The sequence below is a fragment of the Streptomyces sp. NBC_00316 genome (genome assembly GCF_036158715.1).
Taxonomy (GTDB): Bacteria; Actinomycetota; Actinomycetes; order Streptomycetales; family Streptomycetaceae; genus Streptomyces.
Genome location: NZ_CP108023.1, coordinates 6411798 through 6437858, shown reverse-complemented (window position 1 = coordinate 6437858; position 26061 = coordinate 6411798). Strand labels below are relative to the sequence as shown.

General features: G+C 70.5%; 25 protein-coding genes and 1 riboswitch. Of the genes, 6 read left to right on the top strand and 19 right to left on the bottom strand.

Going from position 1 to position 26061, the window contains the following annotated elements; translation table 11 throughout:
- Positions 1 to 31: 31 nt before the first annotated feature.
- The gene (locus tag OG878_RS28610) at positions 32 to 775 is read right to left on the bottom strand and encodes a lysophospholipid acyltransferase family protein (RefSeq protein ID WP_328889438.1); all 744 of its coding nucleotides are present in this window, start codon (positions 773 to 775) and stop codon (positions 32 to 34) included.
- 194 nt (positions 776 to 969) lie between these two features.
- Between OG878_RS28610 and OG878_RS28605 the strand changes: the two genes are divergently transcribed.
- The gene (locus OG878_RS28605) at positions 970 to 1749 is read left to right on the top strand and encodes an alpha/beta hydrolase (protein ID WP_277325755.1); all 780 of its coding nucleotides are present in this window, start codon (positions 970 to 972) and stop codon (positions 1747 to 1749) included.
- Positions 1742 to 2410 (top strand): hypothetical protein, encoded by a 669-nt coding sequence (locus OG878_RS28600; RefSeq protein ID WP_328889437.1) that lies wholly within the window; start codon positions 1742 to 1744, stop codon positions 2408 to 2410. Before OG878_RS28605 ends, OG878_RS28600 begins: the two co-directional genes overlap by 8 nt.
- Positions 2411 to 2448: 38 nt before the next feature.
- Here the strand turns inward: OG878_RS28600 and OG878_RS28595 are convergent, their stop codons facing one another.
- The 6 genes from OG878_RS28595 to OG878_RS28570 form a co-directional block, all read right to left on the bottom strand.
- Entirely contained in the window at positions 2449 to 3222 is a 774-nt protein-coding gene (locus OG878_RS28595) for an endonuclease/exonuclease/phosphatase family protein (RefSeq protein ID WP_328889436.1), read from the bottom strand.
- A gap of 81 nt (positions 3223 to 3303) precedes the next feature.
- Positions 3304 to 4245, bottom strand: coding sequence for an ROK family glucokinase (locus OG878_RS28590; RefSeq protein ID WP_328889435.1), 942 nt, complete (start codon positions 4243 to 4245; stop codon positions 3304 to 3306).
- Between the two features lie 75 nt (positions 4246 to 4320).
- Positions 4321 to 4779: a DUF5304 domain-containing protein gene (locus OG878_RS28585; RefSeq protein WP_328889434.1), complete on the bottom strand. Its 459-nt coding sequence runs from the start codon at positions 4777 to 4779 to the stop codon at positions 4321 to 4323.
- A 92-nt stretch (positions 4780 to 4871) separates the two neighbouring features.
- On the bottom strand, positions 4872 to 6086 hold the full coding sequence (locus tag OG878_RS28580) for an ArsA family ATPase (RefSeq protein WP_328889433.1): 1215 nt from the start codon (positions 6084 to 6086) through the stop codon (positions 4872 to 4874).
- Positions 6087 to 6090: 4 nt separating this feature from the next.
- On the bottom strand, positions 6091 to 6540 hold the full coding sequence (locus tag OG878_RS28575) for an SRPBCC family protein (RefSeq protein ID WP_328889432.1): 450 nt from the start codon (positions 6538 to 6540) through the stop codon (positions 6091 to 6093).
- 118 nt (positions 6541 to 6658) lie between these two features.
- Positions 6659 to 7465 (bottom strand): metallophosphoesterase family protein, encoded by an 807-nt coding sequence (locus OG878_RS28570; protein WP_328889431.1) that lies wholly within the window; start codon positions 7463 to 7465, stop codon positions 6659 to 6661.
- Positions 7466 to 7744: 279 nt separating this feature from the next.
- Between OG878_RS28570 and OG878_RS28565 the strand changes: the two genes are divergently transcribed.
- Entirely contained in the window at positions 7745 to 9541 is a 1797-nt protein-coding gene (locus OG878_RS28565; protein ID WP_328889430.1) for an AMP-dependent synthetase/ligase, read from the top strand.
- Between the two features lie 81 nt (positions 9542 to 9622).
- Here OG878_RS28565 and OG878_RS28560 read toward each other — a convergent pair whose 3' ends face one another.
- A complete protein-coding gene (locus tag OG878_RS28560; protein WP_328889429.1) occupies positions 9623 to 10765 on the bottom strand; it encodes a glycosyltransferase family 4 protein in 1143 nt (380 codons plus the stop codon).
- Positions 10766 to 10865: 100 nt separating this feature from the next.
- Here OG878_RS28560 and OG878_RS28555 point away from each other — a divergent pair, with 100 nt between their 5' ends.
- Positions 10866 to 12164: a glycosyltransferase family 87 protein gene (locus tag OG878_RS28555; RefSeq protein WP_328889428.1), complete on the top strand. Its 1299-nt coding sequence runs from the start codon at positions 10866 to 10868 to the stop codon at positions 12162 to 12164.
- On the opposite strand, the gene OG878_RS28550 is transcribed toward OG878_RS28555, so the two are convergent.
- The 5 genes from OG878_RS28550 to OG878_RS28530 form a co-directional block, all read right to left on the bottom strand.
- Positions 12121 to 13413, bottom strand: a complete 1293-nt coding sequence (locus tag OG878_RS28550) for a hypothetical protein (protein ID WP_328889427.1) — start codon at positions 13411 to 13413, stop codon at positions 12121 to 12123. The two genes, OG878_RS28555 and OG878_RS28550, sit on opposite strands and share 44 nt — an antisense overlap.
- A gap of 17 nt (positions 13414 to 13430) precedes the next feature.
- The gene (locus OG878_RS28545) at positions 13431 to 14462 is read right to left on the bottom strand and encodes a C40 family peptidase (RefSeq protein ID WP_328889426.1); all 1032 of its coding nucleotides are present in this window, start codon (positions 14460 to 14462) and stop codon (positions 13431 to 13433) included.
- Between the two features lie 241 nt (positions 14463 to 14703).
- Positions 14704 to 15729, bottom strand: a complete 1026-nt coding sequence (locus tag OG878_RS28540; protein ID WP_328889425.1) for a C40 family peptidase — start codon at positions 15727 to 15729, stop codon at positions 14704 to 14706.
- A gap of 283 nt (positions 15730 to 16012) precedes the next feature.
- Entirely contained in the window at positions 16013 to 17374 is a 1362-nt protein-coding gene (locus tag OG878_RS28535) for an NYN domain-containing protein (protein ID WP_328889424.1), read from the bottom strand.
- A gap of 38 nt (positions 17375 to 17412) precedes the next feature.
- Entirely contained in the window at positions 17413 to 17655 is a 243-nt protein-coding gene (locus tag OG878_RS28530) for a hypothetical protein (protein ID WP_030933560.1), read from the bottom strand.
- A 164-nt stretch (positions 17656 to 17819) separates the two neighbouring features.
- Between OG878_RS28530 and OG878_RS28525 the strand changes: the two genes are divergently transcribed.
- Together OG878_RS28525 and OG878_RS28520 are read left to right on the top strand one after the other, a co-directional pair.
- A complete protein-coding gene (locus OG878_RS28525; RefSeq protein ID WP_328889423.1) occupies positions 17820 to 18569 on the top strand; it encodes a rhomboid family intramembrane serine protease in 750 nt (249 codons plus the stop codon).
- Positions 18566 to 18847: an Lrp/AsnC family transcriptional regulator gene (locus OG878_RS28520; RefSeq protein WP_031069742.1), complete on the top strand. Its 282-nt coding sequence runs from the start codon at positions 18566 to 18568 to the stop codon at positions 18845 to 18847. Before OG878_RS28525 ends, OG878_RS28520 begins: the two co-directional genes overlap by 4 nt.
- A gap of 88 nt (positions 18848 to 18935) precedes the next feature.
- Here the strand turns inward: OG878_RS28520 and OG878_RS28515 are convergent, their stop codons facing one another.
- The 6 genes from OG878_RS28515 to ctaE form a co-directional block, all read right to left on the bottom strand.
- Entirely contained in the window at positions 18936 to 20312 is a 1377-nt protein-coding gene (locus OG878_RS28515) for an aminotransferase class V-fold PLP-dependent enzyme (RefSeq protein ID WP_328889422.1), read from the bottom strand.
- 175 nt (positions 20313 to 20487) lie between these two features.
- Positions 20488 to 20605, bottom strand: a riboswitch (SAM riboswitch).
- 86 nt (positions 20606 to 20691) lie between these two features.
- Entirely contained in the window at positions 20692 to 21756 is a 1065-nt protein-coding gene (trpD, locus tag OG878_RS28510; RefSeq protein ID WP_328889421.1) for an anthranilate phosphoribosyltransferase, read from the bottom strand.
- A gap of 124 nt (positions 21757 to 21880) precedes the next feature.
- Positions 21881 to 23506, bottom strand: coding sequence for a cytochrome bc1 complex cytochrome b subunit (gene qcrB, locus OG878_RS28505; protein WP_328889420.1), 1626 nt, complete (start codon positions 23504 to 23506; stop codon positions 21881 to 21883).
- The gene (gene qcrA, locus OG878_RS28500) at positions 23503 to 24555 is read right to left on the bottom strand and encodes a cytochrome bc1 complex Rieske iron-sulfur subunit (RefSeq protein WP_328889419.1); all 1053 of its coding nucleotides are present in this window, start codon (positions 24553 to 24555) and stop codon (positions 23503 to 23505) included. Before qcrA ends, qcrB begins: the two co-directional genes overlap by 4 nt.
- Positions 24552 to 25361, bottom strand: a complete 810-nt coding sequence (gene qcrC, locus OG878_RS28495; RefSeq protein WP_328889418.1) for a cytochrome bc1 complex diheme cytochrome c subunit — start codon at positions 25359 to 25361, stop codon at positions 24552 to 24554. Before qcrC ends, qcrA begins: the two co-directional genes overlap by 4 nt.
- Before the next feature lie 62 nt (positions 25362 to 25423).
- Positions 25424 to 26044: an aa3-type cytochrome oxidase subunit III gene (gene ctaE / locus OG878_RS28490; RefSeq protein WP_030933584.1), complete on the bottom strand. Its 621-nt coding sequence runs from the start codon at positions 26042 to 26044 to the stop codon at positions 25424 to 25426.
- Positions 26045 to 26061: the final 17 nt, after the last annotated feature.

Here is a 26061-nt window from a genome sequence, read left to right as displayed (position 1 = left end):
AACGGCGGCACGGTCGCGCGCCGCCGTTCCGTCATCCCTGCGTGCCGGGCTTTCCGCCCTGGTGCTTCGCTTCCTCGGCACGTCGCTTCGCCTCGTCCGCGATCTGCCGCTTGGCGGCGGTCGCGTAGATGTCGACGTACTCCTGCCCCGAGAGCTTCATGATCTCGTACATCACCTCGTCGGTGACCGAACGCAGGATGAACCGATCGCCCTCCATGCCGTGGTAGCGGCTGAAGTCGAGCGGCTTGCCGATCCTGATGCCCGGGCGCATCAGCCTGGGGATCACCTGACCGGGCGGCTGGATCTTCTCGGTGTCGATCATCGCGACGGGGATCACGGGCGCTCCGGTGGCGAGGGCCACCCGTGCCAGCCCGCCGGGCTTGCCGCGGTAGAGCCGGCCGTCGGGCGACCGGGTGCCCTCCGGGTAGATGCCGAAGAGCCCGCCGCTCTCGATGACCTCGATACCCGCCTTGATGGCCGCCTCACCGGCGCCCCGGGCACCGGAGCGGTCCACCGGAACCTGCCCGACGCCCTTGAAGAAGGCTGCGGTGAGCCTGCCCTTCACGCCGGGCGCGGTGAAGTACTCGGACTTGGCGATGAAGGTGACCTTGCGGTCCAGGACGGCCGGCAGGAAGAACGAGTCGGAGAACGACAGATGGTTGCTCGCGAGGATCGCCGGCCCCTGCGCGGGGATGTTCTCCAGGCCCTCCACCCACGGCCTGAAGGCGAGCTTCAGAGACCCGCCGATGGAGAACTTCATTGCGCCGTAGATCAACTCTGGTGCCTCCTGTGTGCTGTCGGACAGACCTTAACCCGTGGCACCGCCGCCGCTCCTGCCTGGCACAAGGACGAAGACGGTTGGGACAGGTGACGACCCTGGTCGGTGTCAGTCCGGTCGCGTACGGTGAAGTAATCCTTCTTGCACTCCCCCTTACGCTCCCCTTCGAGCCTCACGAACAGGAGACCCAGGTGCCGGTCCTCCCCGGAGCCGAGCCGTTCCGCCACGAGGGCGGAGAGGTCGGCGTCCTCCTCTGTCACGGATTCACCGGTTCCCCGCAGTCGCTGCGCCCCTGGGCCGAACATCTGGCGGAGCACGGGCTCACGGTCTCGCTGCCGCTGCTCCCCGGGCACGGCACCCGCTGGCAGGACATGCAGGTCACCGGCTGGCAGGACTGGTATGCGGAGGTGGACAGGGAGCTGCGGGCCCTGTCGGAGCGATGCCGTCAGGTCTTCGTCTTCGGGCTGTCCATGGGCGGCGCACTGGCGCTGCGGCTGGCGGCGAAGCACGGGGACGCAATCACCGGTCTGGTGCTCGTCAATCCCGGGAACAAGGTGCACGGCCTCGCGGCGTACGCGCTGCCGGTCGTCCGGCATCTGCTGCCGTCCACGAAGGGTGTGGCGAACGACATCGCGCTCGAGGGCTCCGAGGAGATCGGCTACGACCGGGTGCCGTTGCACGCGGCGCATGCCCTGCGGAACTTCTTCCGGCTGGTCGACGCCGACCTGCCCCAGGTCACCCAGCCGATCCTGCTGCTGCACAGCCCGCAGGACCATGTGGTGCCGCCGGCCGACTCGGCGCGGATCCTCAGCCGGGTGTCGTCGACGGACGTCGAGGAGATCCTGCTGGAACAGAGCTACCACGTGGCGACGTTGGACCATGATGCGGAGCGGATCTTCGACGAGAGCCTCTCGTTCATCGGCCGCCTCGCTCCGAGCGTCGGGAAGAAGGGGAGCACATCCGGTGGCTGAGCACGACGCGGAGCGCGCGGGCAGCGAGGAGGAGCGCGAACCGCGCCCCACCGAGGGAGCGGCCGTGCCCGACGGGGGCGCGGGTACGCAGGATGTCCCCGCCCGGCCCGCCGGCGAGGGCGTCCCGCTCGACGAGGAGGCCGCCTGGGAGGCGATCGTCGCCGGCTACGGCGACGAGCCGCCGGACCCGCCGGGTGCGAAGCCGTTCAAGTCGATCGACGATCTTGCGCGGCTGGACGACGGTCAGCGCAACGTCCTGGATCCGGACAAGGGTGCGGGCAAGCAGGGGCCCCCGAAGCCGCCGGAGAAGCCGCTCGGCAGCTCGGTCGTCTTCGCGCCCGGTGTCACCGGTCCGCGCGACTACGAGGTGACCGAGCCGGCGGCCGGCGAGGACGACGCGGACGACGGCGGGGAGGGGCATTTCGTCCCGCCGGAGCCGCCGCCGCTGCCGGAGGCCGATGTCACGGCGAAGTTCGCCTGGCTCGCGGTCGTCGGCGGGCCGGTGCTGCTGCTGATCGCGGTGCTGCTGCAGTGGGAGATGACGTGGTGGCTCACCACGGTCTGCATCGGCGGTTTCCTGGGCGGCTTCGTCACCCTGGTCGCGCGGATGCATGACGACGACGAGGACGAGGACGATCCGGGGCGCGGCGCGGTCGTCTGAGACGGATCCCGGGGCAGTGGCCCGCGCCGCTCCCCGGGTCAGGCCCGTTCGGCGCGGGAGGCCAGGGCGGGGACCCGGAGTGCGGCCAGCACCGGCAGATGGTCCGTGGCCGCGCGCAGGTCCGGCTCGGTGATGCCGTCGAGCCCCGACGGGACCCCGCAGCCGAGGACCTCGATCCCGCTGGTCGCGAAAATCGCGTCGATGCGCAGGCGCGGATCGTGCGCCGGGAAGGTCTGCTCTCCGCCCCACGGCCGGACCGACCGGCAGTCCTGGAGCCGCCCGGACAGCAGGCGGAAGGCCTTCCCCTCCGGCCCGTCGTTGAGGTCGCCGGCCGCGATGGCGTGCTCTACCTGCATGGCGTCCAGTCGGTCGAGCAGCAGGTCCGCCTGGGCCAGCCGCTCGTCGTGACGCAGGCTCAGATGGCAGCTCAGCAGACCGATCCGGGTGCCCGCGATCCGTACCACCGCCGTGGCGAACCCTCTGCGGTGCAGTCCGGGGGTGCGTGGCAGCAGCACATCCTCCGTGCGTTCCATGGTGGCGCGCAGCGAGCACAGCAGCAGGGGTCCGGCCGCGGTGGCGCCGCCGCAGAGGATCACCAGGTCGGTGTGGGCCGCCAGCCAGGCGGCGCGCTTGCGCCAGCGGAAGAAGCGCGGGGCCTCCTGGATGAAGACCAGATCGGGTGCGCAGGCCCGGATGACGCGGGCCAGTGCCTCGCGGTCGTCGCGCATCGACCTGATGTTGTAGCTGAGCACTCTGATGACGGCCGAACCATCCGGCTCGGTACGGGAGTCGGGCAGCGGCGTCAGAACCATACGGGTCACGATACGACGGACGCCCGCCGCTCCCGCAGGGGCGCGACGGGCGTCCGTCGATGTCCGTGACCGGACGGTGGCTCAGCCCTGCCGGGCCAGGTCCGCCGCGCCCACCAGACCGGCCTTGCCGCCCAGTTGGGCCGCGAGCACCTGTGCGTGCGGACGCCACTCGCCGCCGATCAGCCAGCGCCGGAACGACTTGCGGATCGGGTCGAGCACGAGCTCACCCTCGTCCGAGACGCCGCCGCCGACGATGAACGCGGACGGGTCGAAGAGCGAGGCGAGGTCGGCGAGTCCGGCGCCGGCCCAGCGGGCCAGCTCGCGGAACGAGTCGACCGCCACCGGGTCGCCCTGCCGGGCGGCCGCGCTGATGTGCTTGCCCTCGATGCCGTCCACCGTGCCGTCGCCGAGGCCGAGGAGGACCGCGGCGTGCTCCGGGGTGGCGTTGGCACGCTGCTTCGCGTACCGGACGAGCGCCCGGCCGGATGCGTACTGCTCCCAGCAGCCCTGGCTGCCGCAGCCGCAGAGCAGCCCGTCCGGGACGACCCGGATGTGGCCGAATTCGGCCGCGACCCCGAAGCGTCCGCGGCGCAGCTTGTTGCCGATGATGATGCCGCCGCCCAGACCGGTGCCGAGCGTGATGCAGATGACGTCGTCGTGGCCCTGTCCGGCGCCGAAGCGGTATTCGCCCCAGGCCGCGGCGTTTGCGTCGTTCTCGACGACGACCGGGAGGCCGACGCGCTGCTCGACCTTGTCCTTGAGCGGCTCGTGCCGCCAGTTGATGTTCGGCGCGAACAGCACCGTCGCGCGCTTGTCGTCGACGTATCCGGCAGCGCCGATGCCGACCGCTTCGACCTCGTGTCCCTCGCTCGCGCCGGCCACCGCCGCCGCGATCGCGTCCACGATGCCTTCAGCCGTCGGCGGGGTGGGCACCTTGAACATCGAGAGGATCCGGCCCTCTTCGTCGACCACTCCAGCCGCGATCTTCGTGCCGCCGATATCGACGCCGATGGTGAGTCCCATGAATCCCTCAGTTTCGGTCGAGCCCCGCTAGGGCCAACCGTACCCGAGCGCCGGTCCCGGCCCTATCGGTGCCGGTCAGTCCAGGTCGATCTGTTCGCCCGCGCCGGTGCCGCCGTCGCGCGGGTCGGTGGGGTCACCGGCCTTCTTCGAGGCGCCGCCGGGGTCGGTGGCGCCCTGGGTCCAGCGGCGCTCCTGCCCCTCCACGGCGGAGCGGTACGCGGCGAGGAGCTCGTTTCCTGCGGCGGCGATGTGGTCGAAGACGTCGGGATTGCGTTCGATGACGGGCTCGACGACGGACTTCGCCTGCTTGATCACCTGCTGCACGGCGCCCTGGGCGGCCACACCGAACAGCGGCGACTGGAGGGAGGCGACCTTGTCGGCCACGGCGTCGACCAGTTTGCGCAGTTCCTCGGCGGCGGAGCCGGGCTGCGGACCGTACTGGGCGCGGCGGCGGGCCTTCTCCTCCTCGAGATCCTCGGCGCAGGCCTTCGCCCACGCGTCGTCGTCGGCGGGACGATCGGTGGCTTCGCTCATGGCGGACTCCTGCGACGTGGTTGCGGACGGTCACGTACGGCGGCGCATACGGGACATGTACTACCGACGTTACCCGAACGGTGGTACGCCGTTCAGGAGGTCCGCGGCCACAGCCCGGGGTCCGGGGTGAACCGGACCCGCAGCACACCGTCGGTGAGTGCCGCGCCGGAGACGGTGCAGCGGCGCAGCCCGGACTCCAGCTGCACGATCCTGCGGAACGGGCCGACGGTCAGGAACAGTTCGTCCCCGCGCCGCACCAGCTGGAGGTTCTCCTTGACGGCTCCGGGCAGCGGCAGGCACCAGACGAGGACCCCGTCGGGGCTGTCCGTGGGGCCGGGTTTCTCGATCCACCAGGGGTCCTCGGCCCGCCCGGCCGGTGCGCCGTCCGGTCCGCCGTCCGCCAGGAGGCCGTCGAGGCCGCTGATGTCGTCGAGGTCGTCGAGCCCCTGCGGCCCCCGGCCGAGGTGGGGCACCTCGCACAGGGGCACGGCCGGCGCCCACTCCTCGTACCAGCGGTCGATGCACTTCTCCTGCTGAGCGGCGAGCGCCGCGAACCAGGGGTCCGGCGAGTGGCGGGGCAGCACCCGGTTGACGGCGAGGGTGCCGACGCGCAGCCCGTACAGGGCGAGTCCGGTGCGGGCGGTGCGCAGCGCGTCCTCGGCGGCGGGTCCGGGTTCGACGACGAGCCGGACCGTGGTGGTGCGGTCCTCGATCAGGGCCTGGACGGCGGCGAGCTCGGCGTCCCGGCGGGCTGCGGCGTCGTACAGCCACTGGGCGGGCATCGGGACGCCGGCCAGCTGGGCGAGCATCGGGCGCAGGGCCCGGGCGGCCTGGCGTTCCGGGGGCAGCAGGCGGCGCAGGTAGCGGCGCAGCTGTTCGGGCAGGGCCAGGACGGCGAGGGCGTCACGCAGCGGCGGCAGGTCGACGACGAGGAGGTCGTGGCCGTCCTGCGACCAGTCGCCCTCGGCCGCACGACGCAGGGCGTGCAGCAGGGCGAGCCGGTCGCTGCCGGGGAGTTCGGTCAGCTCGTCGCTGTCGAGCCGGTTCCCGCCGAGCAGGTCGAGCACGGTGGACGCCCGGTCCTGGAGGGCGAGGAGTTCGCTGCGGAAGTGCTCGCCGGAGTCGATGCGGGCGAACCGGAGCCCCTCGGCGACCTCGGTGGGCTCCGTGGCGTCGGGGAATCCGGGTATGGCGTCGGCGGAGAGCAGCAGCGTGCGGCAGCCGCGCCGGGCGGCGGCCAGGGCGGTCGCCGCCGCGACGGTGGTACGGCCGGCCCCGCCGGGTCCGGTGACGAGGACCGTACGCACCGGGTCAGCCCTGCGGGACGGACTCGACGCGCTTCTTCAGGCCGGCCAGGGCGCGGTCGATGATGACCTTCTCGGCCTTGCGCTTGATCATGCCGAGCATCGGAATCTTGACGTCGACGGTCAGCCGGTAGGTGACCTCGGTGCGGCTTCCGTCGCCGAGCGGGGCCAGCGCGTAGGAGCCGTCGATGGCGCGCAGCATCTGGGACTTGACCAGGGTCCAGCTGACCTCGTGGTCGCCGGTCCAGGTGTACGCGAGGGTGTGATCGTCCTTGATCGCGCCGGCGTCGAGGACCAGGCGGACCTTCTCGGCGCGGCCCTGGTCGTCCTTGGCGAGGATCTCGGCCTCCTTGACCTCGCCGGTCCACTCCGGGTAGCGGTCGAAGTCGGCGATCACGCCCATGACGTCGGCCGGTGCCGCCTCGATCGTGATGCTCGAGCTGGTGTGTTCAGCCATCGCTGTGGCTCCTCCAGTGCGGGGTACCGGTCGGTCGGCAGAGGCCTGCCGCCAGAAGGCTATCGCGTGCGCGGAGCGCATCGTCCCAGGCCCCCGCGGACCGTGGCGGCCGGGCCGGTCACCACTCGAGCGCCCATGGCCGGCCGGTCGACGCGAAGTGCCCGACGTTCACGCATTCGGTGGCGCCGATCCGCATCCGGCTGACGAGCGGCTGGTGGACATGGCCGAATACGGCGTACCGGGGGCGGGTCCGGCGGATGGCGTCGAGGAGGGCCCGGCTGCCGCGTTCGAAGCGCCGCGCGACCGTGTCGTACGTCAGTTCCGGGACGTCGGGCGGGATGTGCGTGCACAGGACGTCCACGTCACCGATCGCCTCGACCTTGGCGGCGTACTCCTCGTCGCCGATCTCGTACGGCGTGCGCATCGGGGTCTGCAGTCCGCCGCCGACGAACCCGAAGACACGGCCGCCGATCTCGGCGCGTTCACCGTCCAGGACGGTGGTCCCGGGGCGGGCGTACTCGGGCCAGAGACCGGGTATGTCGACATTGCCGTAGGTCGCGTACGTAGGGGTGGGGAAGGCTGCGAACATCTCGGCGTACTGCTTCCGCACCGCACCGACGATGGCGGCGTTGCGGTCCATGCCCACCCAGAGTCCGCGGCCGAATGCGCGGGCCTCCTCGAAGCGGCGGGCCGTGCGCAGCGCGACGATCCGGTCGGCGTTCTCGACGCCGAAGAGGTCGGGGAAGATGCCGCGCGAGTGGTCGGCGTAGTCGAGGAAGAGCACCAGGTCACCCAGGCAGATGAGCGCGTCCGCCCCGTCCCCCGCGCGGGCCAGCGCCTCGGTGTTCCCGTGCACGTCACTGACCACATGGATACGGGTGCGGCGGGCGGTTGCGCCCTCTCGGCTGTTCGGTCCGGCTCGCATGACGATCACCCTAGGACGCTGCCGGCGGTGTGGGTAGAGCCGCCGGACCTGCGGTTACTTCCTGGTCCTCGGCCACGTGCACTACTGTGCGCGCAAGGGCCACCGATATGTGTGACGCATAAAACATCTGGCCGGAAACCCCTATCGGGAACCCCGTACCGGTGGGTAACGTCCGGGCAGTCCAGTCGTGCTCACCCCACGGAGCACCCTCCCACCTTGGACCGCAGCCGGTGCGTCACACAGAGCCGTGGCACCGGAGCCCGATGAGGAGCAGCTGTTTTGCGCGAGTTCAGCCTTCCGGCCCTGTACGAGGTCCCCTCGGACGGCAACCTGACCGATCTCATCCGCCGCAACGCCGCACAGCATCCCGACGTCGCGGTGATGAGCCGCAAAGTGGCAGGCGTCTGGACCGATGTGACGGCCACCCAGTTCCTTGCCGAGGTCAGAGCCGCCGCCAAGGGCCTGATCGCGGCGGGCATCGAGCCCGGCGACCGCGTCGCGCTGATGTCCCGTACCCGTTTCGAATGGGTACTCCTCGACTTCGCGATCTGGAGCGCCGGAGCGGTCACCGTCCCGGTGTACGAGACCAGTTCCGCCGAGCAGGTCCAGTGGATCCTCGGCGACTCGGGCGCGGTCGCGGCCCTCGTCGAGAGCGATGCGCACGCCGAGGCCGTCGCCTCCGTGCGCGACCGGCTGCCCGGGCTGCGCAACGTCTGGCAGATCGACAAGGGCGCGGTCTGCGAGCTGACCGCGGCGGGCTCGGACGTCTCGGAGGAGACCGTCGACCTGCGCAGCGCGAGCGCCCGGGCCGACGACCCGGCGACCATCGTCTACACCTCGGGCACCACCGGCCGCCCCAAGGGCTGTGTGCTCACGCACCGCAGCTTCTTCGCGGAGTGCGGCAACGTGGTCGAGCGGCTGAGGCCCCTCTTCCGTACCGGTGAGTGCTCCGTGCTGCTCTTCCTGCCCGCGGCCCATGTCTTCGGACGGCTGGTCGAGGTGGCTTCGGTGATGGCGCCGATCAAACTCGGCTGCGTACCGGACATCAAGAACCTCACCGACGAACTGGCCGCGTTCCGGCCGACGCTGATCCTCGGTGTGCCGCGGGTCTTCGAGAAGGTCTACAACTCGGCACGCGCCAAGGCCCAGGCGGACGGCAAGGGAAAGATCTTCGACAAGGCCGCGAACACGGCGATCGCGTACAGCCGTGCGCTGGGCACCGCCGAGGGCCCGTCCATCGGCCTGAAGTTCAAGCACAAGGTGTTCGACCGGCTGGTGTTCAGCAAGCTGCGGGCGGTGCTCGGCGGCCGCGGCGAGTACGCGATCTCCGGCGGCGCACCGCTGGGCGAGCGCCTCGGGCACTTCTACCGCGGCATCGGCTTCACGGTGCTGGAGGGCTACGGCCTCACGGAGACGTGTGCGGCCACGGCGTTCAACCCGTGGGACCGGCAGAAGATCGGTACGGTCGGCCAGCCGCTGCCCGGTTCGGTCGTGCGGATCGCCGACGACGGCGAGGTGCTGCTGCACGGCGAGCACCTGTTCCGGGGCTACTGGAACAATGAGGCGGCGACGACCGAGGCGCTGGCCGACGGCTGGTTCCACACGGGCGACATCGGCACCCTCGACGAGGACGGCTATCTCGCGATCACCGGCCGCAAGAAGGAGATCATCGTCACCGCGGGCGGCAAGAACGTCGCTCCCGCGGTGATCGAGGACCGGATCCGCGGCCACGCCCTGGTCGCCGAGTGCATGGTGGTCGGCGACGGACGGCCGTTCGTGGGTGCGCTGGTCACCCTGGACGAGGAGTTCCTGGCGCACTGGGCCGGGGACCACGGCAAACCGGCAGGCTCGACGGCGCAGTCGCTGCGGGAGGACCCGGAGCTGCTGGCCGAGGTGCAGCGGGCCGTGGACGAGGGCAACGCGGCGGTGTCCAAGGCGGAGTCCGTACGGAAGTTCCGCATCCTGGCCTCGCAGTTCACCGAGGAGGCGGGCCACATAACGCCGTCGCTGAAGTTGAAGCGGAACGTGGTGGCGAAGGACTTCGCGGACGAGATCGAGTCGCTCTACCAGCGCTGATCCCACGGCCGTACGGATACGGGGAGGGGCCCGCACGACTGGATCGTGCGGGCCCCTCCCCGTATGCCGTGCCGGCGCGTCTCACAGCAGGGCTCTGAGCCGCTCCGCCAGCAGGTCCCAGCGCCACGTCTCCTCGACCCAGGCCCGGCCCCGCTCCCCCATCCGCTGCCGCAGCTCCGGGTCACCGAGCAGGGTGACGATCCGGTCGGCGGTCTCCTCCACGGAGCCGCCCCGCACCACCCAGCCGGTCTCGCCGTCCAGTACGGCGTCGGGGGCGCCGCCCGAGTCGCCCGCCACCACCGGCAGTCCGGTCGCGGACGCTTCCAGATAGACGATGCCGAGGCCCTCGACGTCCAGGCCGTTGCGGCGGGTGCGGCACGGCATCGCGAAGACGTCGCCCGCGCCGTAGTGGGCGGGCAGCTCTTCCCACGACACCGGTCCGGTGAACCGTACGGAGTCGGTGACGCCGGTCTGTTCGGCCAGCTTCTTCAGTTCCTTGGCGTACGGTCCGCCGCCGACGATCAGCAGTACGGCGTCCGGTTCCCGCGCGAGGATCGCGGGCATCGCGAGGATCAGGGTGTCCTGGCCCTTGCGGGGCACCAGCCGCGACACACAGACGACGACGGGCCGGTCCGTGAGCCCGAGCCGGGCCCGGATCCGGTCCCCGCCCGAGTCCGGGTGGAAGGTCTTCTCGTCGACACCGGGCGGCAGTTGGACCATGCGGGCCGCGGCCTCCGGGGTGAGCGCGGCCGCGATCCGGGTACGGGTGTACTCGCCGAGGTGGGTGAGGGTGTCCGTGCCCTCGCCGATCCGGCGCAACAGCTGGCGTGAAGCGGGCAGTTGGGCCCAGCCCGCCTCGTGCCCATGGGTGGTGGCGACCAGCCGGCGGGCTCCGGCCCGCCGCAGCGCCGGAGCCATCAGCCCGAGCGGGGCGGCGGCACCGAACCAGACGGACGTGCAGTCGTGCGCGCGCAGCAGCTCGACCGCGCGCCGGGTCACCCGCGGCGTCGGCAGCAGCATGGTCGCGCGGTCACGGACGACGGTGAACGGCTGCTCGGCGTCGAACGCGGCGGTGACCGCCACGCCCTCGGGGCTCCGCTTCCAGGTGGAGGCGTAGACGACGAGTTGTCCGGGGTCCAGGCGCAGCGCCATATTGTGCAGGAATGCCTGGATACCGCCGGGTCGGGGCGGAAAGTCGTTGGTCACGATCAGGGTCTTGTCCATCGCCGCCGACAGTACCGAACCGCCCGCCCGCATGGTTCCCCCACAGGCACTCCGTGCATCATGACTCTTCGAGCCACCGGCAAAGGGGATGAGCGCGGCCATGACGGCAGCAGGCGGCACCGGCAGAATTCTCGCACCCATGGCGATGTGGGCCCTGACCAGGGCCGTGTTGCTGCTCTGCGTCTTCAAGGTCGTCACCGTGCCGGGCCCGGACGTGACGAGCGACGTCTCGGTGATCTACCACGGCTGGTCCGAGGTGCTGAAGAGCGGCACGTACCCGCAGTCCGACGTCACCTGGCAGTACCCGCCCGTCGCGGCGCTCGCCATCCTCTCCCCCGCCCTGCTGCCGTTCCTGGACTACACCGCGGCCTTCTTCGTTCTCGTGTGCCTCTGCGACGCACTGGTGCTGGGTCTGCTGCTGTACGCGGGAAGCCGTACCGGCCGGCGGACCGCGGGCGCCTGGGTGTGGGTGGCGGGGGTGCCGCTGCTCGGCACAACGGCGTACGCCCGGTACGACGTGATGGTGACGGCGGTGGCGGTGGCGGCGCTGCTCGCGGGGGTACGACATCCGCGGGTCCTGGGGGCTCTGGCCGCGTTCGGTGCGCTGCTGAAGGTGTGGCCGGTACTGCTGCTCGCCGGCACCGCGCCCGGCGCCCGCACCCGCCGTTCGTGGACGACGGCCGCGGTGACGGCGGCCGGGCTGCTGGTGGGGTGCGCGGCGGCGATGCCGGGTGCGCTGGCCTTCCTCGGCTTCCAGCGCGACCGGGGCACCGAGGTCGAGTCGCTGGGTGCGCTGGTCTTCCATGTGGCGCGGCAGTTCGGCTGGCAGGGCCGGGTGGAGCTGCACTACGGGTCGCTGGAGTTCCTCGGTCCGCACGTGCCGCTGGTGAGCACGCTGGCGCTCGGCCTGAGTCTGGTGGCCTTCGGCTGGCTGCTGGTGTGGCGGCTGCGGGCCCGCACGTTCGGGCCGGGCACCACGGCCGACGCGGCGTTCACCGCGGTGCTGCTGTTCACGACCACCAGCCGGGTGATCAGCCCCCAGTACATGCTGTGGCTGGTCGGCCTGGCGGCGGTCTGTCTGGTCTTCCGGTCCGGCCGGATGGGGTTGCCGGCCGGGCTGGTGCTGGTCGCGACGGGGGTCACTCAGCTGGAGTTCCCGCTCGGGTTCGTCCATGTGGTGACCAGCGACGCGACGGGCGTGACGCTGATGTTCGTACGCAATGGCCTGCTGGTCGCGGCGACCCTCGTCGCGGCCGGGCGGCTGTGGCGGCAGACGGTGACCGAGCCCCGTGGCCGCGAGCGGCGGACGCCGGTCCTCCCGGCCGCGGCCCCGGAGCCCGCACCGCTCCGGGACGTCAGCCGAGACGGGACCGCAGAAACTCCCGCCAGCGCGCCGTGAAGTCCTGCGGGGTGGTGCCGAGCACCTCCTGCAGAGCCTGCTCCACCGCTCCGTCCCGCCCTGAGTGCCCTCCGACGGCCCGGTAGAGGGCGAACAGCTTCTTCTCGCCCCAGTGGTCGGCAATCAGTGCGCAGGCCAGCCAGCCGCCCTCGTACGCCCTCGCCAGCCGCGCGGAGTCGCCACCGAAGGCGAACTCCTCGTCCGTGGGGAGCGCGGCGGGCAGCTCGCCGGCCCGGACGGCCTCGGCCAGCTCCGGTGCCAGCTGCACGGCGGTCCGGTCCTCGCCGCGGTAGGCCGCCCAGTCGGCGAAGCCCTCGGAGAGCCAGGTCGGCGTGGCGGCGGAGGTGTGGGCACGGGTGGCGACATGGGTGGTCTCGTGGGTGAGGACGACCTGCTGCCCGAACGCGCCGAGCACCGCGTACGCCTGCGGGTTGACGATCACCCGGTCCGCCGGCGCCCGGCCGCCGGTCTGCGCGGTGGTGACGGCCGCGATGTCCCGGTAGTTCGCCGCCGGCGCCCCGAGCAGCCCCGCCATCGCCTCGACGGTCGCCGGCACCAGCACCACCACGCGGCCGGCCCAGCGGTCGGGCCAGGCCGCGGAGACCGCGAGCACCGCGCGGTCCTCCGCGTCCGCGATCCGGCGCAGCTCCTGCCGGGTGCGGCCGACTCCGAGGACGAGGCTGTGGCTGCCGCGTACCACCCGCACGTCCCCCTGCTGCCAGAGCTGGGGGGCGCTGTCCTTCCCGGCCCGGTCGGCCGCGATGTACCAGCGGCCGTCCGCCCCGTGCCGCTCCAGGTCGATGACCCGGTCCGCGGTGACCGGGGCGCTGTCGTAGCCGGCGATCCGGTAGCGCAGTTCGACGTCGGCGGTGGCCCGGTCCGCGCCGTGCTCGCGCACCCGGGTCACCCGGTACGTCCACGAGCTCAGCGGGACATCGGCGAGGTTCGCCAGTTCGCGGCGCTGGGCCGTCCGCAGTCCGGTGGCCCCGGGCGCGATCGCGGCCAGATAGCCGTCCGCGTCGTGGTCCAGGACGGCGGCGGCGCGCCGGTCCAGGGTGGCGCCGACGGCGCGGACGGTGGCGCCCGGGGTGGCGGGGGCGGTGCCGGAGGGGGCGGTGCCGGAGGGGGCGGTGCCGGCAGGGGCCGTCGTGCAGCCGGAGGCGAGCAGCAGCCCGGCGAGCGCCGCGCCCACCGCGCGCCGTCGTCGTCCGTCACGTCCCCGGCCTGCGGTACGTCCCTGGTCAGCCACCCGACCGAGGGTACGGGTCAGATGCGGGTGACCGAGGAGACGGGCATCATGCCGACCGGGTCGTAGCGGACCGGCGCGCCCGGGTAGGGGGCGTGGATCACCTGACCGTTGCCGACGTACATGGCGATGTGGCTGGCGTCCGACCGGTAGGCGACCAGATCTCCGGGGCGGGCCAGGGAGAGCGGCACCATGCGTCCGGCGTACCGCTGGGCCTGCGAGGTCCGCGGCAGGCTGACGCCGGCCTGGGCGTACGACCACTGCATCAGTCCGGAGCAGTCGAATCCGGCAGGTCCGTTGGCACCCCAGATGTACGGGCGTCCGACGGCCGTCCGGGCCGCCATCACAGCGGCCGCCGCCCGGGACGAGGCCGGCGCCAGATCGGTCAGGCCGGGGAACACATCGCCGCGGACGGAGCGCGAGGCCCGGCCGAAGGCAGCCCGCTCGGCGGCCGGCAGCGAGTTCAGCAGCAGCTGGGCCTGCTGGAGCTTCTGCTCGACGGTCTGTTTGTGGCGGGTGGCTGCGGTCCGGTTACGCTCCAGGCCGGCCAGCGAGCGGGTCGCCTGCGCCCGGATCTGGGCGAGCCCGCGCTGGGCCTGCCGGAGTTTGTGCAGGGTGCTCACCCGGCGGGCGTTCAGCCGGTCGAGGGTGGCCGCCCGGTCGAGGTAGCTGTCCGGGTCGGAGGAGAGCAGCAGGGCGAGCGTGGGGTCGACGGTGCCCGAGCGGTACTGCGCGGCGGCGGCCGAACCGACCGCCGTGCGCAGCCGGTTGATCTGATCCTGGCTGCGGGCCGCCAGCTCCTGGGTCCGGTTCACCTCGGCGCGCAGCCGGTCGGCGTTCTCCCCCGCCCTGTTGAACAGCTCGGTGGCTCGCTCGGCCTCGCTGTACAACCGGTCGACCTCGGCCCTCGTGGTCCGGGGTGTGTCCTTCGGGTCGGCGTTCGCGGTGGCCGCGCCGAGTGCGGCGGCAGCGGTGGCCGCTGCCGCCGACAGGACTGTGACCCGGACACTCCGGCCGGTGCCGGGCTGTGTGGAACGGCGATGGGACACCACAGGACGCCGCACTCCCTTCCGCTGTACGCAGATGTGTGCAGCTTCCTGCCACCCGGGGCGGGCGGACCGACGGTCGGGAGCTGCACAGCAGGCAGACAGTAGTCGGGCGGCCACGGGGCGGACGACCGGCCGCGCCGGTCGTCCGAGGGGTACAGAAACCGAACGCCCCGCCGGTGACCTGTGGTCTCCGGCGGGGCGGACTCTCAGTGCGGGGCGCGGGAATTCGCCCGTTCGGGCGCCGTCAGATGCGTACGCCGACCTGGAAGCTGCCGATGGTGTTCATCGATTCGTAGCGGACCACGGCGCCCGGCTTCGGGGCGTGGATGACGGTGTTGTTGCCCGCGTAAAGGGCCACGTGCGACGTGCTGTTGAAGAAGACCAGGTCGCCCGGCTTGAGGGCGCTGCGGCCTATCCGGACGCCGTCGTTGATCTGGGTGTACGTGGTGCGGGTGATGGAGACGCCGGCCTGGGCGTACGCCCACTGGGTCAGACCCGAGCAGTCGAAGGAGTTGGGGCCGGTGCCGCCGGAGACGTACGGCTTGCCCAGCTGCGTGGCGGCAGCGTTGAGGGCGGCGGCGCCACGGGCCGAGGCGGGGACCTCGTTGCCCAGGTCGACCCGGCTCCCCGCGGCGCGGCTGGCGCGCAGGTCGTCCTGGCGCATCTTCTCGCGCTCGGCGGCGGTCAGGGTATTGAGCAGGCGCTGCGCCTCGGCGAGCTTGCCCTGGAACTTCTTCTTGTTCTCACCGAGCGTCTTGCGGACGTCCGCAAGGTCGGCCAGCTTGTCCTGGGCCTCCTTGCGCTGCTGCGCGAGGGAGCGCTGCTTCTCCTGGATCTTCTCCAGGGACTCGGTCTGCTTGGCCGTCAGCTGGTCGAGGGCCGAGGCCTCGTCGAGGAAGCTGTCCGGGTCCGAAGCGAGGAAGAGCTGCACGGACGGGTCGATGCCACCGGAGCGGTACTGCGCGGCGGCGAGCGAACCGATGCCGCTGCGCAGCGTGTTGAGATCCTGCTGGCCGCGGGCCACCTTGTCCTGCAGCGCGTCGACCTGCTTCTCGAGCTTCTGCTGCTGCTCCTTGGCCCCGTTGTACTTCTCGGTGGCCGTCTCCGCCTCGTGGTAGAGCTTGTCGACCTTCGCCTTGACCTCGCTCTTGGTCGGCTTGGGGTCGGCGTGGGCGGCCTGGGAGGTCAGGGCCACGGCCGCAGCGGCGGTCGCGGTGAGCACGGTCACGCGGGTGCGGCTCGGCTGCTTGGGACGACGGTGGGACGCCACGAAGGCGAGCTCCTTCTTCCTCGAGCCGCCTACCGGGCTGTGGGGAATGAACTCCCCGGCTCCGTGCACGTCACGGACTCGGCGGTTCCTTCGCTGCCACCCCGGGTGGGTGATCAACCGTGCGAAGGTTCGAAGCCCGACCCTAGTGACCATCTTGTGATCAGTTCAAATCCTCACAAGAAAAATCTCGCCCCAGAAGTCACTTCTTTGCTCACATCACACGGCGTGTAGCGGTGACTTGACGGACCGTTCCATAAATTCCGGCAAGACACCACAAGGTTCACTAGACGCGCGAAAGCCGCTTCAGGAGCAAGACGGACGCAACGGGCCTGGCTCCCACCTTCGCCACACCGTCCGCCACTTCGCGGTCGGTGGAGACCACCACGACCGGCCTGCCCGGAGGTTCGGCACGGGCCAGTTGACGGATGAGCTCGTCGGCGGTCACGCCCGGCTTGCTGAACAGCACCCGTACTCCTCGCGGCGGTGCGAGCAGTACCGGAGCGGCCAGTTCGGCCCCGTCGAAGACACAGGTCATCTCGGCGCCGGACTGTGCCGCGAGCACCGCGAGACCGCCCAGCAGCCGAAGCCGCTGCTTCTCCAGCGGCAGCTGCGGATAACCGGTCTTCGTGACGTTGTAGCCGTCCACGATCAGATGCGCCTGCGGCAGTGCCAGCAACTGGTCGAGCAGGGCCGGATCGGTCTCCGAAAGCGCCCTGGTCGCAATGTCCTTGGGTGACATCGCACCGGGCTGGACCGCGTCGACGCTGTCCGCGGGACGGATCGAGGAGGGCGGCAGAGCCAGTTCGCGGCGCAGCCCGCGGGCCGCGTCGAGCACCGTGTCGAGCAGCAGCCGCAGCCGCATGTCCTCGACCGAGCGGCCCTCCCGGGCGGCCCGGCGGCCCGCCTCGACGGACGCCTCGGCCTCCCCGAGCCGGGCCCGCAGCCGCCGGGTCTCGCTCTCCGCCGCGGAGATCCGGGCGGCCGCCTCGGTCCGTACGGTCTCGGTCTCGGCCTTGCCCCGGCGGACAGCGGCCTCGCCGCGCTTGACCTCGTTGAGCGCGGAGCGCAGTTTGCGCTGCAGCGCGTCGGCCTCCTTGCGGGCCGCGTCCAGCTCGGCGCGGAGCCGTTCGGTCTCGCTCTTCGTCTGGGTCCGGGCCTGCGCGAGCTCCTCGCGCAGCCGTTCCAGTTCGCGTCGGCTCTCCTCGTCGGCGCGTTCGGCGTCGGCCCGCTGGACCTCCTCGCCGGCCGCGGCGACCAGCTTCACCCAGCCGGCCGGCCGCAGCACGTAGGCCGCTGCGGCCACATCGACGGGGTCGGCGGCGGCGGGCGGCGATCCCGCCTCCACGGCGGCGGCCAGCTCGGGCTGCGACTCCCGGAGCCGCTCACCGATGCGCTGGCGGAACAGGGTGTCGCCCTCCAGGGCGGCCGCCATCGCATTCCCGGCGAACTTGGCGCGCCGGGTCGGAGTGAAGCGGGCGTACTGCCTCAGCTGGGCGGGGAGTTCGGTGACCGTGAGGCCACCGAACGCGTCCGAGACCAGCGCGACGACCCGTCGCCGTACGCCTTCGGGCAGCGGGCGGTCGAGCACCTCGACGGCGTCACCGGCCCCATCGGCCGGCTCGGCGCCGCTAGCGGGCTGCTCCACGATCCGTCACCCCAAAATTGTCTGTCCGCACGGCCCCGTCAGGAGTCGGCACCTGGCCTGTCGACTAGTTCGATCTGGTCCACCGCATTGCACCAGCGGCAGCGGACCGACTCGATGGTCTCACTGACCACCTCGCGTTCCTCGACGGTCGCCTCTCCGGCCAGGTCCAGATGCACGTACTCGACGACCTTGGAGGAGCGCGTCACATCGAAGCGCGTGAGATTCCCGCAGAGCGTGCAGCGCCAGCGGGTCCCATCGGTCGGCTGGGGAACCGTCGTCATCGTTGCGTCCTCTTTTCGTCGAGCGTCGTGCTGCAACCTGCCAAGGATCTCGCGGTGCGCCGTCGAACTGCGGATGCCCTGCTGCAACCCTACGGCCTTGCGCATACCCATCGACACGGCGAGGCGGTCTGCCCCGTTCCCTCCCCTTGCGTCATGCTCTGTTCATGATCGAACGGCGTGCTGTGGTGGGCGGACTGACCGGCAGACTGGTGCGTGCCGCCACCGCGGGCGGAGCCCAGGCGACGTATGCCCTCATCGGTCTGTGCTGCGCCATCTTCGTGATCAGCCCGCTCTCGGGGTTCAATCCGACGCACGGCACCGCCGACACCCTGCTCGCCGCCCAGGCCGGATACTTCGAACGCTGGGGGGTGATCCCCACCGACCTGTGGAACGGCTCCGCACATGCCCTGCTCACGCCGCTCACCGCGCTCTTCGTGCACGGCAGCTGGCTGCATCTGCTCGGCAACATGCTCTTTCTGTACGTCTTCGGGGCCATGGCGGAGGAGCGGATGGGCCACACCGAGTTCGTCTTCTTCTATCTCGGCTGCGGCTACCTCGCACTGCTGGCGTACGCGGCGGCGCACGCCGACTCCGACCAGACCCTCGTCGGAGCGTCGGGGGCGATCTCCGCGGTGCTGGGGGCGTTCCTCTACCTGTTCCCCCGGGCCCGGGTGACCAGCCTCTTCCCGTTCCTGTTCTTCCTGCCGCTGCGCTTTCCCGCCTGGATCGTGCTGATCTTCTGGTTCGCCCTGCAGTGGATGGCCGCGCAGGGTGCGGGCAGCGGTCCGGGGGTGGCCTATCTCGCCCATGTGGTCGGCTTCGCCACCGGCTTCCTCTACGCCTGGGGGCGTTACCGCTGTGGGGCTAGAGTGAAGACTCCAGCCACGGCCACCGAGGGAGAAAGCCAGCCGTGATCACCGCGATCGTGCTCATCAAAACCAGCGTGGACCGGATTCCCGAGATCGCCGAGTCCATCGCGGCGCTGGACAGCGTCAGCGAGGTCTTCTCGGTCACCGGTACGTACGACCTGATCGCCATGGTCCGGGTGGCCAAGCACGACGATCTCGCCGACGTCATCCCCGGCCGGATCAGCAAGATCCCGGGCGTCGAGGCCACCGACACGCATGTCGCGTTCCGTACGTACTCGCAGCACGACCTGGAGGCGGCCTTCGCCATCGGTCTGGACGCGTAGGACGCGCAAGACGACATCGTGACGTGGGCCGGGGACGGGCAGCTGCCCGTCCCCGGCCCACGTCACGACGGTCCCCGTTCAGGACCGGTCAGACCTGCGCCGCGCCACGGTCCGGGACGCAACGGCCGTCCTCGGTGCGGTACTTCCACTGCGCGCCCTTGCTCACCAGTTCCTTGACCGCGCGGACGAAGCGCTCGATGTGCTCGTCCGGCGTACCGGCGCCGAAGCTGACCCGGATCGCGTTCAGCGAGCGTTCGCCCGGCTCGGCCTCCGGCGCACCGCACACGCCCGGGTCCTGCGGGTCGCTGTCGAGCAGGGTCCGCACCAGCGGGTGGGCGCAGAACAGTCCGTCCCGCACCCCGATGCCGTACTCGGCGGAGAGCGCCGCGGCGAAGTGCGAGCTGTTCCAGCCCTCCACGACGAAGGAGATGACGCCGACCCGCGGGGCGTCCTCGCCGAACAGTGACAGCACCTTGACCTCCGGGACCTCGGCGAGGCCTGCGCGGACCCGGGTGACGAGCTGCTGCTCACGGGCGACCAGGCGGTCGAAGCCGGCCTCGGTGAGGGCCTTGCAGGCGGAGGCGATGGAGTAGACGCCGATGACGTTGGGGGAACCGGCCTCGTGCCGGGCGGCGGTGGAGTGCCATTCCACGTCCACGCCCCCGTCGGTGCGCCGGGCCACCTTCCGTGAGGCGCCGCCACCGGCCAGGTAGGGCTCGGCGTCCTGCAGCCAGTCCGCGCGGCCGGCGAGCACACCGGAGCCGAACGGCGCGTACAGCTTGTGCCCGGAGAGGGCGACCCAGTCGACGTCGAGGTCGTCGATGTCGACCGGGTGGTGGGGCGCGAGCTGCGCGGCGTCCAGCACGATCCGGGCACCGTGCGCATGCGCGGCGGCCGCCAGCTCCTTCACCGGCCACAGCTCACCGGTGACGTTCGAGGCGCCCGTGACGCAGACCAGCGCGGGGCCGTAGGGGTCACGGTCGGCGAGCGCGCGCTCCAGCGTCTCGACGGCCTGGGCCGGGGTGCGCGGGGCGTTGAGGTAGGTCACGCGGGCGTCGCGCCAGGGCAGCAGCGAGGCGTGGTGCTCGGTCTCGTACACGAAGACCTGGCAGTCGGCGGGGACCACCGCGGCCAGCAGGTTCAGCGAGTCGGTGGTCGAGCGGGTGAAGATCACCTGGTCGTCGGCGCGGCAGCCGAGGAACTCGGCGACGGTCTTCCGGCTGTTCTCGAAGAGGTCCGTGGAGAGCTGCGAGAGGTAGCCGGCGCCGCGGTGGACACTGCCGTAGTACGGGGCGTACGCGGCGACGTCGTCCCACACCCGCTGCAGCGCCGGGGCGCTGGCCGCATAGTCCAGGGCGGCGTACGTGACCTCTCCGCCGGTCACGAGCGGAACGGTCACATCCTTGCCCAGAACGGGCAGCGTGGCACAAACGGACTGGTCGGCGGCAGCGGTGATGACGGACATGGCGAACTCCCGTAACAGGCAGGCGAATTCACTGCGCCGGCGGGTACGCGGCAGCGCAGGAGAAGAAAAGGGGTGTGCGGAGGAGGGCCGGAACGGGCCCTATCGCATTCGCTTGCTCACAAGAGGCTCCTCGAGGACCAGGACCCCGGGGATGCGACATACACAGATGTCACGGGGTCCGCGCTTGCCGCAGACCTCGCTGCCTACGGCCTGGTCTTCACCCGGGGCACCCCGCCACGGACGGAGGGTTGCCGGACAGCGGGCCGGGGCCGTAGTCGCTGTCACTCATGACCTGTGCAGCATCTTGCCATACGTGCGTCGGCCCGCAAGGCGCAGTCCGAGATCTGGACTGCGCCTTGCGGGCCGTATCACCGTTCGTTCAGGCGTTGCTGGCCGTCACCCAGCGCTCCAGCGCCGCCCGGGCCGCCCCCGAGTCGATGGACTCGGCGGCCTTCGCGATCCCGGCGGCCAGCTGCTCGTTCAGCGTGCGCTCGGCGGGGTCCAGCGCGACCAGCGCCGCCGCCGCGTTGAGCAGCACCGCGTCGCGCACCGGGCCGGTCTCGCCGGCCAGCACCCGCCGGGCCACGTCCGCGTTGTACGAGGCGTCGGCGCCGCGCAGCGCCTCGACCGGCACGATCTCCAGGCCGACGTCGCGCGGGTCGAACGTCTCCTCGCGCACCGCACCGTCGCGGACCACCCAGACCCGGGACGTCGCGGTGGTGGTCAGCTCGTCCAATCCGTCGTCACCGCGGAAGACCAGCGCCGAGTTGCCCCGCTCGGCGAGCACGCCCGCGACGATGGGCGCCATCCGCAGGTCGGCCACGCCGATCGCCTGGGAGCGCACCCGGGCCGGGTTGGTCAGCGGGCCGAGGATGTTGAACGTGGTCTGCGCGCCGAGTTCCTTGCGGGCCTTGGCCGCGTACCGCAGGGCGGGGTGGAACTTCACGGCGAAGCAGAAGGTGATGCCCGCCTCCTCGGCGACCTCGACGACCCGGCGCGGGGTGAGGTCCAGATTGACGCCGAGCTTCTCCAGCACGTCGGAGGAGCCGCTGGCCGAGGAGGCGGCGCGGTTGCCGTGCTTGACGACCCGGGCCCCCGTACCGGCGATGACGATCGCCGCCATCGTGGAGATGTTGACCGTCTTGGCCAGATCGCCGCCGGTGCCGACGATGTCGACCGTGCGGCCCGGCACCTCGATGATGTTCGCGTGCGCGTACATCGCCCGCACCAGGCCGGACACCTCGTCGACCGTCTCACCCTTGGCGCGCAGCGCCACCGCGAAACCGGCGATCTGGGCGTCGGTCGCCTCGCCGCTCATGATGTGGTCCATCGCCCACGCGGTGTCGTCGGCGGTCAGGTCCTCGCCGCGCAGCAGGGGGTTCAGCACGCCGGGCCAGGAACGAGCCGCCACGCTGTCGCCGCCGACCGGGGTCACAACGTTCATGGTCCGCTCCTGGGGGTCCACAGCCGATAAGGGTACGGACTCCACCCTATCGAGCGCCCGGGACAGCGAAGAGCCCCGTCCATCGAATGGACGGGGCTCCCGCTGTGGCGATCAGTCAGGATGATCAGTGGTGGCCGTGGCCGCTGGTGATCTCCTTGTACTCCTCGACAGTGGGCTTGGCGATCTGGTTGAACTCGCCGTAGTAGCCCTTGCTGAGCTTGGCGCGCAGCTTCTGCATCGCGGGCACCTTGCGCTCGACACCGTTCTCGTCGACCGTCGGGCCGATCTCGACCGGCTTGTACTGCTCGTGCGCGGTGAGCGTGTGCAGCTGCTCCGGACCGAGCGGCTCGTGGATCTCGACGAACTCACCGTGCGGCAGGCGCTTGATGATGCCGGACTCGCGCCCGTGCAGCACCTTCTCCTTGTCGCGGCGCTGGAGGCCGAGGCAGATCCGCTTCGTGACGAGGAACGCCAGGACCGGGCCCACGAAGATGAAGATCCGGACGAACCACGAGATGGAGTTCAGCGAGAGATGGAAGTGCGTGGCCCAGAGGTCGTTGCCACCGCCGATGAAGACGATGATGTACTCCGTGATCCAGGCGACGCCGAAGGCCGTCCGGGTCGGGGCGTTGCGCGGGCGGTCCAGGATGTGGTGCTCACGCTTGTCCCCGGTGACCCAGGACTCGACGAACGGGTAGACCGCGATCACGGCGAGCACCAGGCCGAAGGCCATCAGCGGGATGAACACACCCAGGACGAGCGTGTGACCCCACAGGTTGATCTCCCAGCCCGGCATCACACGGATCAGGCCCTCGGCGAAGCCCATGTACCAGTCGGGCTGGGCGCCGGTGGACACCTGGTCCGGCCGGTACGGGCCGATGGCCCAGATCGGGTTGATCGAGGCGATCGCCGCGATGACCGCGATGACACCGAAGACCAGGAAGAAGAAGCCTCCGGCCTTCGCCATGTAGATCGGCAGCAGCGGCATGCCGACGACGTTCTTGTTGGTGCGGCCGGGACCCGCGAACTGCGTGTGCTTGTGGTAGAAGACCAGGATCAGGTGGCCGACCACCAGGCCGAGCATGATGCCCGGCAGCAGCAGGATGTGGATCGAGTAGAACCTGGCGACGAAGTCGCCGCCGGGGAACTCTCCGCCGAACAGGAACATCGAGATGTACGTGCCGACGATCGGCGTGGACAGGATCGCGCCCTGGGTGAAGCGGACACCCGTACCCGAGAGCAGGTCGTCCGGGAGCGAGTAGCCCGTGAAGCCGGTGAACATGCCCAGCACGAACAGCAGGAAGCCGAACAGCCAGTTGATCTCGCGCGGCTTGCGGAACGCACCCGTGAAGAACACGCGCATCATGTGCACGAACATGGCGGCCAGGAAGATCAGCGCGGCCCAGTGGTGGATCTGACGGACCAGCAGACCACCGCGGACGTCGAAGCTGATGTTCAGCGTCGAGGCGTAGGCCTCGGACATCCGGATGCCCTGCATCGGCTCGTACGGGCCGTGGTACACGACCTCGTTCATGCTCGGGTGGAAGAACAGCGTCAGATACACACCCGTGAGGATGATGATGATGAAGCTGTACAGCGCGACTTCACCGAGCATGAAGGACCAGTGGTCCGGGAAGATCTTGCGCATGTTGGCCTTGGCCAGGGAGTAGATCCCGAGCCGGCCGTCCGCCCAGTCGGCCACCCGCTCACCGGCGGGCGCCTTGCGGTTCGTGTCGGTCGCAGTACTCATCCGCGCTCCCAGAATGCAGGACCGACGGGCTCTTCGAAGTCACCGAGCGCCTCGAGGTTGCCCTCGCTGTTCACGCCGATCCGCAGCTGCGGGAGAGAGTGACCGGCCGGACCGAAGATGACGCGGGCGCCGTCGGAGAGGTCGAAGGTGGACTGGTGGCACGGGCAGAGCACGTGGTGCGTCTGCTGCTCGTACAGGCTGATCGGGCAGCCGACGTGGGTGCAGATCTTCGAGAACGCCACGATGCCCTCGTGGGCCCACTCGCGCTCGCGCTTGTCCTTGATGTTCTCCGGCTGGATACGGATGATCATCAGCGCGGCCTTGGCGATCTGCGTCTGGAAGTCGTGGTCCTCCTCCTTCAGGCCCTCGGGCATGGCGAAGGTGAGCGAACCGACGGCGACGTCCTCGGGACGCAGCGGCTCCATCGTGTTCATGTTGATGAGCTGCTTGCCCTTGGCCCACAGGGTCTGACGGAGCTTCTTCTCCGGCAGCGGACCGAGGTCGCGCAGCAGCATCACGCCGGAGAGCGGCACCAGGGCCAGCGCGCCGAACAGGGTGTTGCGGATCAGCTTGCGCCGGCCGAAGGCGGACTCCTCCGCACCGGCCGCGAAGTCGGCGAGAACCTTCGCCTTGACCTCGGGCTCCGCCTCGATGGCGTGCCGGTCGTCGGCGACCTCCACGTCGGACATCAGGGTGCGCGCCCAGTGGACGGCGCCCGCGCCGATCGTGAAGAGAGCCACGCCCAGGGTCAGCCCGAGGGAGAAGTTGAGCGCACTCACGTGGCCGAACGGCCAGATGAACACGATCTTGTCCACCGGGAAGATGACGTACGAGGCGATGAAGCCGATCGTCGCCAGCATGGACAGCACGAACAGGAGCGCGACCGTGCGCTCGGACCGCTTCGCGGCCCGTTCGTCGATGTCCTGGATGCGCGGCCGGTGGGCCGGCAGCCCCGGGTCGGCGAACGGGTCGTCCGCAACCTTCACCGCGCCGTGCGCGGCGGCCTGCTCTGCGGGCAGGTTCTCTTCTGGAATCTCTTGGCTACTCATGACTTCTTGGCCTTAGCGGTGTGGGCTGCGACCCAGACGGCAACTGCGATGAGTGCGCCCAGACCGAAGATCCAGGCAAACAGACCCTCGCTGACCGGACCGAGCCCGCCCAGCTTGAGGCCACCAGGGGTCTCGGACTCGGCGCTGTTGACGGTCTTGATGTACGCGATGATGTCCCGCTTCTGCTGCTCGGGCATCGTCGAGTCGGGGAAGGACGGCATGCTCTGCGGGCCGGTCTGCATGGCCTCGTAGACGTGCTTCGGGTCCACACCCTCAAGGCTGGGGGCGTACTTGCCCTTCGTCAGGGCACCGCCCTCACCGGTGAAGTTGTGGCACTGCGCGCAGTTGGTACGGAACAGGTCGCCACCCCTGGCGATGTCGGCGCCCTCGGGGTTGACCTGCGCCTCGGTCGGCACGACCGGGCCGGCGCCGAGCGACGCGACGTAGGCCGCGAGCTGGTCGATCTCGGCCTGGGTGTAGATGACCTTCTTCTTGGGTACCTGGGCACCCGGCTGCTGGGCGGGCATACGGCCCGTGCCGACCTGGAAGTCGACGGCGGCGGAGCCCACGCCGACCAGGCTCGGCCCGTCGGACGTGCCCTGACCGCCGGTTCCGTGGCAGCTGGCGCAACCGACGGAGTACAGCTTCTTGCCCTCATCGATGGCGAGGGACTGGGCGGTGTCGTCGGCCTGCGCCTTGCTCGCGGGCGCAAACGCGGCGTACAGCCCCCCAGTGGCCGCCAGCGCGAGGAGTAGTACGACGACCGCCGCCAACGGATGGCGTCGTCGTGCGGAGAGCTTTTTCACGGATTACCCCGGTGTCAGGATCTTCTGCGTCGATGCTGGATGTGGTTCGGGTTCGAGCCCGGTTACTTGATCATGTAGATCGTGGCGAAGAGGCCGATCCACACGACATCGACGAAGTGCCAGTAATAGGACACGACGATGGCAGCGGTCGCCTGTTCGTGGGTGAACCTCTTGGCCGCGTATGTCCTGCCCAGTACGAGCAGGAAGGCGATGAGACCGCCTGTCACGTGCAGACCGTGGAAGCCGGTGGTCAGGTAGAACACCGAGCCGTACGGGTCGGAGGACAGCGAGAGGCCGTCCTTCTTCACCAGCTCGGTGTACTCGAAGACCTGGCCTCCGATGAAGATCGCACCCATCACGAAAGTGATCACGAACCAGGCACGGAGCTTCTTCACATCGCCCCGCTCCGCGGCGAAGACGCCGAGCTGGCAGGTGAGGGAGGAGAGCACCAGGATCGTGGTGTTCGTCGCCGAGAACGGGAAGTTCAGGGCCGAAGCCATTTCCTTCCAGTGGTCGGGTCCCATCACCGATCGGAGGGTGAAGTACATCGCGAAGAGGGCCGCGAAGAACATCAGCTCGGAACTCAACCAGATGATGGTTCCGACGCTGGTGAGGTTCGGTCGATTGACCGACGGGTGCGCGTGCCCGGTTTCTACTGTCGTTGCTGTCGCCACGACCGACATTATGTCGGTCGCTTATC

Coding starts and splice junctions, on each gene's coding strand:
- OG878_RS28530 (WP_030933560.1), bottom strand. CDS start 17,655: ATGACGACGGTTCCCCAGCCGACCGATGGGACCCGCTGGCGCTGCACG.
- OG878_RS28560 (WP_328889429.1), bottom strand. CDS start 10,765: ATGGACAAGACCCTGATCGTGACCAACGACTTTCCGCCCCGACCCGGC.
- OG878_RS28525 (WP_328889423.1), top strand. CDS start 17,820: ATGATCGAACGGCGTGCTGTGGTGGGCGGACTGACCGGCAGACTGGTG.
- qcrB (WP_328889420.1), bottom strand. CDS start 23,506: ATGAGTACTGCGACCGACACGAACCGCAAGGCGCCCGCCGGTGAGCGG.
- OG878_RS28590 (WP_328889435.1), bottom strand. CDS start 4,245: ATGGGACTCACCATCGGCGTCGATATCGGCGGCACGAAGATCGCGGCT.
- OG878_RS28585 (WP_328889434.1), bottom strand. CDS start 4,779: ATGAGCGAAGCCACCGATCGTCCCGCCGACGACGACGCGTGGGCGAAG.
- OG878_RS28555 (WP_328889428.1), top strand. CDS start 10,866: ATGACGGCAGCAGGCGGCACCGGCAGAATTCTCGCACCCATGGCGATG.
- OG878_RS28515 (WP_328889422.1), bottom strand. CDS start 20,312: ATGTCCGTCATCACCGCTGCCGCCGACCAGTCCGTTTGTGCCACGCTG.
- trpD (WP_328889421.1), bottom strand. CDS start 21,756: ATGAACGTTGTGACCCCGGTCGGCGGCGACAGCGTGGCGGCTCGTTCC.
- OG878_RS28575 (WP_328889432.1), bottom strand. CDS start 6,540: ATGGCTGAACACACCAGCTCGAGCATCACGATCGAGGCGGCACCGGCC.
- qcrA (WP_328889419.1), bottom strand. CDS start 24,555: ATGAGTAGCCAAGAGATTCCAGAAGAGAACCTGCCCGCAGAGCAGGCC.
- OG878_RS28595 (WP_328889436.1), bottom strand. CDS start 3,222: ATGGTTCTGACGCCGCTGCCCGACTCCCGTACCGAGCCGGATGGTTCG.
- OG878_RS28570 (WP_328889431.1), bottom strand. CDS start 7,465: ATGCGAGCCGGACCGAACAGCCGAGAGGGCGCAACCGCCCGCCGCACC.
- ctaE (WP_030933584.1), bottom strand. CDS start 26,044: ATGTCGGTCGTGGCGACAGCAACGACAGTAGAAACCGGGCACGCGCAC.